This window comes from Clostridium sp. UBA6640 (genome assembly GCF_002455975.1).
Classification (GTDB): Bacteria; Bacillota; Clostridia; order Clostridiales; family Clostridiaceae; genus Clostridium_J.
The window spans coordinates 1-7,120 of record NZ_DKLM01000049.1 but is presented as its reverse complement, the minus strand read 5'-3'; the positions used below and the strand labels follow the sequence as shown (position 1 = coordinate 7,120).

2 protein-coding genes are annotated in these 7,120 nt (G+C 31.3%); both read left to right on the top strand.

From position 1 onward, the window contains the following. A partial coding sequence (locus B2W91_RS04940; RefSeq protein ID WP_291579170.1) for an Fn3-like domain-containing protein occupies window positions 1-3,136 on the top strand: 3,136 nt, incomplete at its 5' end. 515 nt (window positions 3,137-3,651) lie between these two features. Next, window positions 3,652-7,120: S8 family serine peptidase (locus B2W91_RS04935; protein ID WP_291579169.1), on the top strand; the 3,469-nt coding region annotated here is incomplete at its 3' end.

Sequence of the window (7,120 nt, the reverse complement as noted above, 5' to 3'; positions counted from 1 at the left end):
ACACACAATTAAAATGGATAATAGCACTATGCTAAAAGATATAGTAAATTGCAATCTTGGCGAAGTTAATGATTTCACTGGAATAGATGCTAAGGGAAAAGTTGCTCTTATAAAAAGAGGAAATATATCCTTTGCTGAAAAGATAGATAATGCTCAAAAAGCAGGAGCTAAGGCTGTAATAATGTATAACAACGAGAGTGGAGAAGACAGCTTGATTAATATGGCTGAGGATCCAGTAGTTAAAATACCTGCTATTTTCGTAGGAAATACTCTAGGTAAGACTATAGCAACAAGCATAGCTAATGACAATCCTTATACAATAAAAATGGGAACAGGAGTTATGTTTTTACCTAATGAGGGAGCAAATGATTTTTCTATAAGTACTTCTTGGGGATGTGCGCCGGATCTATCATTTAAGCCACAGGTATCAGCACCAGGTGGAAGTATATATTCAACTCTTAATAACAATGCTTATGGAAATATGAGTGGAACATCTATGTCAGCACCACATATATCTGGAGCAATGTCAGTTATAAGAGAAGCATTAAAGAAAGATTTACCAACTATTAATGGTAAAGACAGTGTAGAATTTGCAAAGATATCTATGATGAATACGGCAAAACCTCAGTATGAAACTCCACAGGAAGGATTGGAGGCTAGACCTTTCTCTCCAAGAAGACAAGGAGCAGGTATGCTTCAATTAAATGAAGCTGTAAGAAATAGAATTAATGTAACTCATAAGGGAGAGGCATCTGTAGCATTGAAGGAAATTAAGTCAGATAAAGTATCCTTTGAGCTAGACATTAAAAATTATGGAAATAAGAATGCAACTTATATATTAGGGGTTGAAGGCGGAGTATTAACAAATAATGTTCAAAACAATATTGCACAAATAACTCCATATGATGATGTATTGCCTCAAGATAAAGCTAACTTAAGTTTTAGTGATAAGGAAATCACTATAAAAGCAAATAGTTCAAGAAAAGTTACAGTTACATTATCATTAAAAGATGTAAATTCAGAGAGCTTTATTGAAGGATTTGTAAAATTTACTTCTAAAGACGAAAAAGAAAATCCAAACTTATATGTACCTTTTATGGGATTCTACGGAGATTGGTCTAAAGAAAGAGTAATAAGTGATTGGAGATGGGAGAAGCCAACAAGTTTTCCAGGTATGCTTAATTTAAGTTCAGGTATAGCATCTCAGGTTCAAGGAAGTTATGTATATTTAGGAGAAGAGGATAATGGAAAATTAATTGATGCAGTAATTTCACCTAATGGAGATGGCAATTTAGACACTGTTGTGCCAGTATTATACAAGCTAAGAAATATAAAGACTGCAAGGACAGAATTAATTGATAAAGATGGAAAAATACTAGGTGAAGTTGGATATCAAGATAATATGAGGAAACAAGTATATAGTAGTCCGGATGGAAAAGGAAAAGGTGTTTATCTATATCCAGACCTAGCTTGGGATGGAACTTATTATGATGTTTCCAAAGGAGGTAAGGTTGTACCTAAGGATGGAGAGTACTTTTTAAGATACAATTTTTATGTGGATTTACCAAATGCCAAACCACAAAAATATGATATTCCTGTGATAGTTGATACAGAAATTCCAGAGGTTAAAATATTATCTAGTAAGGTAACTGATAAGAAAGAATATAAACTGGAATGGGAAGTTAAAGATTATTCAGGTGTTTCATCCTATGATGTAACTCTTAATAAAAAGAAAATACCAAATAAAGATATAGTATTTGATGGAAATAAATATAGTGTTAATTTAAATTTAACTGAAAATGAAGCTAATGATATTTCTATAATAACTGTAGATAAAGGACTTAATGTTGCAATAACTCCATTTACTGTTAAACATGGCGTTGTAGAAAAGTCTATAGTGACTTTTGATAATATAAACCCATCAGCGGTGGAGTGGAATGAAACTTCTTTTGACAGTAAAGGATTATATGAGATTAAGGGAAGGGTAAGTAAACCACTAAATAAATTACAAATAAATGGAGAAGATGTAACTGTAAAAGAGGATTTAACTTTTAAATATGCAGTAAATAGGGCTAAGCTAAGAGAAGGTACTAATAATTTAAGAGTTTATGCAGAAAATCTTGATGGAACCATAGCTTCAGTGAAAATAACATCAACTGAACAAGCATTGGCAGATTATGCTATTAAAATTTTCTTAGATACAGAAGATCCAATTATGAATTTAACATCTCCTACAGTAAGTGAAAATGGAGAAATACTAATTGGTAAAGATAAAAATTATGTAGATTTACAAGGATGGGTTGGAGATAGTGGATTTGGATATACTTTCTATATAAATAATAGAGTTATTAAAAAAGTAGCAGTAGAAGGAGAATATGGAGTAGACAAATCCAGATATGACTTTAATGAAAGAATAGAAGTTAAAGAAGGGGATAAAATACAGCTTAAAGTTGAAGATATGATGGGACATATAGTTATAAAAACTTTAACTGTTAAGACAAGCCAAGGTCCTAATTTAACTGTAACAGGTGTAGAAAGTGGAAAATCTTATAGATCAGTTACACCAAAGGCTATAGTTGATAAGAAGGTGAAAGTTAAAGCTACTTTAAATGGAAAACCACATATTATGGGTTTCCCAATTATTATAAGGGGAGATTATGAACTTAAAGTTACAGCTACTGCACCTGATGGAACTTATACAGAAGAAGTTATTAAATTTAAGATAGATAGAACTGCTCCAGTAGTAAATATAAAAAATATTGAAAATAACAAGGTGTACAATATAGACATAGTTCCAGTGATAGAAACAGAAGAAGGTGCTACAATAACAGCTACACTAAATAAAAAGCCTTATGAATTAGGAACTCCTATTGGAGATACTGATGGAAAGTATGAATTAAAAGTTACTGCTACTGACGAAGCTGGAAATACAGGCAGTGCTACTGTGAAATTCAAAATAGATAAAAGTAAAAACAATAAAGAAGATAATGGAAAGAATCTTATAGAAGAAAATGTGAAGGAGAAAATGGAAGAGAAAAAAGAAGATAAAGTAGAAAATAAATTGGAAGAGAATGTAGAAGATAAAGTAGAAGAGAATGTAGAAGATAAAATAGAAACAATGGAAATCACAGAATAAGATTAATTAAAATATTACTGGATAGTTGCTATCCAGTAATATTTTTATGTTAAAAACTACTTTAACCAATGGAGAATTGACGATTGTGGTTAAAGTTAATTCTTACGAATTAATTTCTTTGAATGGATTTTCTTGGCTAGCAATTTTATATTGCTAGTTTTTTTAGATATCTAATAATTCGATAATATATGGCGAACACTGCTTACCGCTACAGCTAATCAATTCTAAATTTCTCAGTTTTCACTGAGAAATATCCATAATTATTCATCCTTCATTCTTAATTTTAAAATTCTGAATTTAATACACAATAATTTAATACAAATATTATATTTGTAACAGATTTTTAATTTACCTAACTGATTTCAAGTATTTGTAAATTTTTATTGGATATCCTTAATTATTTGTAAATATTAACCTAAAATACAAGTATTTGTTTTATAATTTAAATGAGGCTATATATAAAATAAAAATTAAAGTATTATATTTACATTTATTCTATTTTGAGGAGGGGTCTTATGATAAGTAAAAAAATTCGAACGTTAAGTATTATTACAACAGCTATGGTTATTTTTTCATCTACAAGTGGGGTTAAAGCTTATGCAAGGATTGAACCCAATATAAACAATGAGAAGAATATGTCAATGGATGAAAAAGATAAGATAAATAGCATAATAAAAAATATGAAATTTGAAGGGGTGGATTTAAAAGAGCAAGATCCAGAAGAGGTAGTAAGGGTTATAGTTGAAGTAGAAGGAAAATCTGCAGTAGATATGTCTACTAATGGAGAAAGAATAAATACTCAAGATGTCAGCAGAATAAAAAATGATATTAAAAGCATACAATCAAAAGCTAGTAACTTACAAGGTGCTCAAATAAGACATAGTTATGGAACACTAATAAACGGATTTAGTATGAATATAAAGAGAAAAGAGATGGATTCATTAAAGAAAATACCTGGTGTAGTTAGCGTTAAAGAAGCTAATGTTTATTATTTGGACATGACTAATGCTAAAGATCTTACTCAGGTTTATACTGAATGGGGTAACTATGGATATAAAGGAGAAGGAACGGTAGTTTCCATAATAGATACTGGTATAGATTATACACATAAAGACATGAGAGCACCTCAAAATTCATCAAAAAACAAATTGAATGAATCAAAAGTTAAAGAATTAGTGAAATCAGGTGCATTAGAAGCAGGACAAAGTTGGTTAGATAAAACAGCTGTGAAAGGNNTTATAGATACTCAATATGATGCCTCTATGCATGGTATGCATGTTGCTGGAATTGTAGCAGCTAATGCCAGTGATGAAGATGTGAAAAACATGCAGGGAATACAAGGGGTAGCTCCAGAAGCACAACTGTTGGCAATGAAAGCATTTTCTAATGGACCACGTCCAGGTGCTTCTACAGATGATGTTGTAGCAGCGATAGAGGATTCAGTATTACTAGGTGCAGACGTTATAAACATGAGTTTAGGATCGGCAGCAGGCTTTGTAGATGTCAATGATGCAGAACAAAAGGCTATAAAAAAAGCTTCAGATGCAGGAGTTGTAGTAGTAGTTTCTGCTGGAAACTCTTCCTATCAAACACAACCACTTAACGACCCTAATAAAAAAGATATTAGTACAGCAGGTGCGCCAGCATTAGCTAGAGATGCATTTATGGTGGCGAATTATAATAATTCATTTATAACTCGACCATCTGTAGATTTATGCGATAAAGATGGAAATCCTATAAAAGACGAAGATGGACAAACAGCAAGATTTCCATATGCAGAACACACAATTAAAATGGATAATGGCACTATGATAAAAGATATAGTAAATTGCAATCTCGGCAGAATTAATGATTTCACTGGAATAGATGTTAAGGGAAAAGTTGCTCTTATAAAAGCAGGAAATATAAATTTCACTGACCAGATAATTAATGCTCAAAAAGCAGGAGCTAAGGCTGTAATAATATATCATCCTTATAACGACAGCTTGATTAATATGGCTGAAGATAAAGCAATTAATATACCTGCTATATTTGTAGGGAATAAGTTAGGCACAACTATAGCTAATGGTAACCCATACACACTAAAAGTGGGAACAGGATCTATGTCTTTACCTAATGAAAAAGCAAATGATTTTTCTATAAGCACTTCTTGGGGATGTGCGCCGGATCTATCATTTAAGCCACAAATATCAGCGCCAGGTGGAAGTATATATTCAACACTTAATAATAATGCTTATGGAAACATGAGTGGAACATCTATGTCAGCACCACATATATCTGGAGCAATGTCAGTTATAAGAGAAGCATTAAAGAAGGATTTACCAACCATTAATGGTAAAGATAGTGTAGAATTTGCAAAAATATCTACGATGAACACAGCAAAACCTCAGTATGAAATTCCACAGAAGGGAATGGAGGCTAGACCTTTCTCGCCAAGAAGACAAGGAGCTGGTATGCTTCAATTGAATGAAGCTGTAAGAAATAGGATTAATGTAACTCATAATGGAGAGGCATCTGTAGCATTGAAGGAGATTAAGTCAGATAAAGTATCCTTTGAGCTAGATATTAAAAATTATGGAAACAAGGATGCAACTTATATATTAGGAGTTGAAGATGGAGTATTAACAAATAATATTCAAAATGATGTTACGGAAACAACTCCATATGATGACGTATTACCTCAAGATAAAGCTAACTTAAGCTTTAGTGATAAGGAAGTTACTATAAAAGCAAATAGTTCAAGAAAAGTTACAGTTACATTATCATTAAAAGATGTAAATTCAGAGAACTTTATTGAAGGATTTATAAAGTTTACTTCTAAAGATGAAAAAGAAGATCCAAACTTATATGTACCTTTTATGGGGTTCTATGGAGATTGGTCTAAAGAAAGAGTAATAAGTAATTGGAGATGGGAGAAGCCAACAGGGCTCCTAACTAACCTTAATCGTGATTATGATATTAATCTAAGTTCAAGTATAGTATCTGAAGTTGGAGAAAAGTATGTATATTTAGGAAAAGTAGATAACGGAAAATTAATTGATGCAGTAATTTCACCTAATGGGGACGGCTATTACGATACTATTATTCCAGTATTATATAAGCTAAGAAATATAAAGACTGCAAAGACAGAATTAATTGATAAAGATGGAAAAATTCTAGGTGAAGTTGGATATCAAGATAATATGAAGAAGCAAGTGCTTAATGCCCCTAATGGAAGCGGATTAAAGGTTGATCTATATCCAGAACTAGCTTGGGATGGGAAATATTATGATGTTTCTGAAGGATGTAAGGTTGTACCTAAGGATGGAGAGTATATTTTAAGATACAATTTCTATGTGGATTTACCAAATTCTAAACCACAAAAATACGATATTCCTGTGATAGTTGATACAGAAATTCCAGAGGTTAAAATATTATCTAGTAAAGTAACTGATAAAAAAGAATACAAACTAGAGTGGGAAGTTAAAGATTATTCTGGTGTTTCATCTTATTATGTAACTCTTAACAAAAAGGAAATACCAAATAAAGATATAGTATTCGATGGAAATAAGTATAGTGTTAATTTAAATTTAACTGAAAATGAAGCTAATGAAATTTCTATAATAACTGCAGATAAAGGGCTTAATATTGCAGTAACTCCATTCACTGTTAAACATGGTGTTGTAGAAAATTCTATAGTGATTTTTGATAATATAGATCCATCAGCAGTAGAATGGGATGAAACTTCTTTTGACAGTAAAGGATTATATGAAATTAAAGGAAGAGTAACTAAACCATTAAATAAATTACAAATAAATGGAGAGGATGTAATTGTAAAAGGAGATCTAACTTTTAAGTATGCAGTAGATAAAGCTAAACTAAGAGAAGGTACTAATAACTTAAGAGTTTATGCAGAAAATCTTGATGGAACTATAGCTTCAGTGAAAATAACATCAACTAAACAAGCATTGGCAGATTATGCAATTAAAATTTTCTTAGATACAG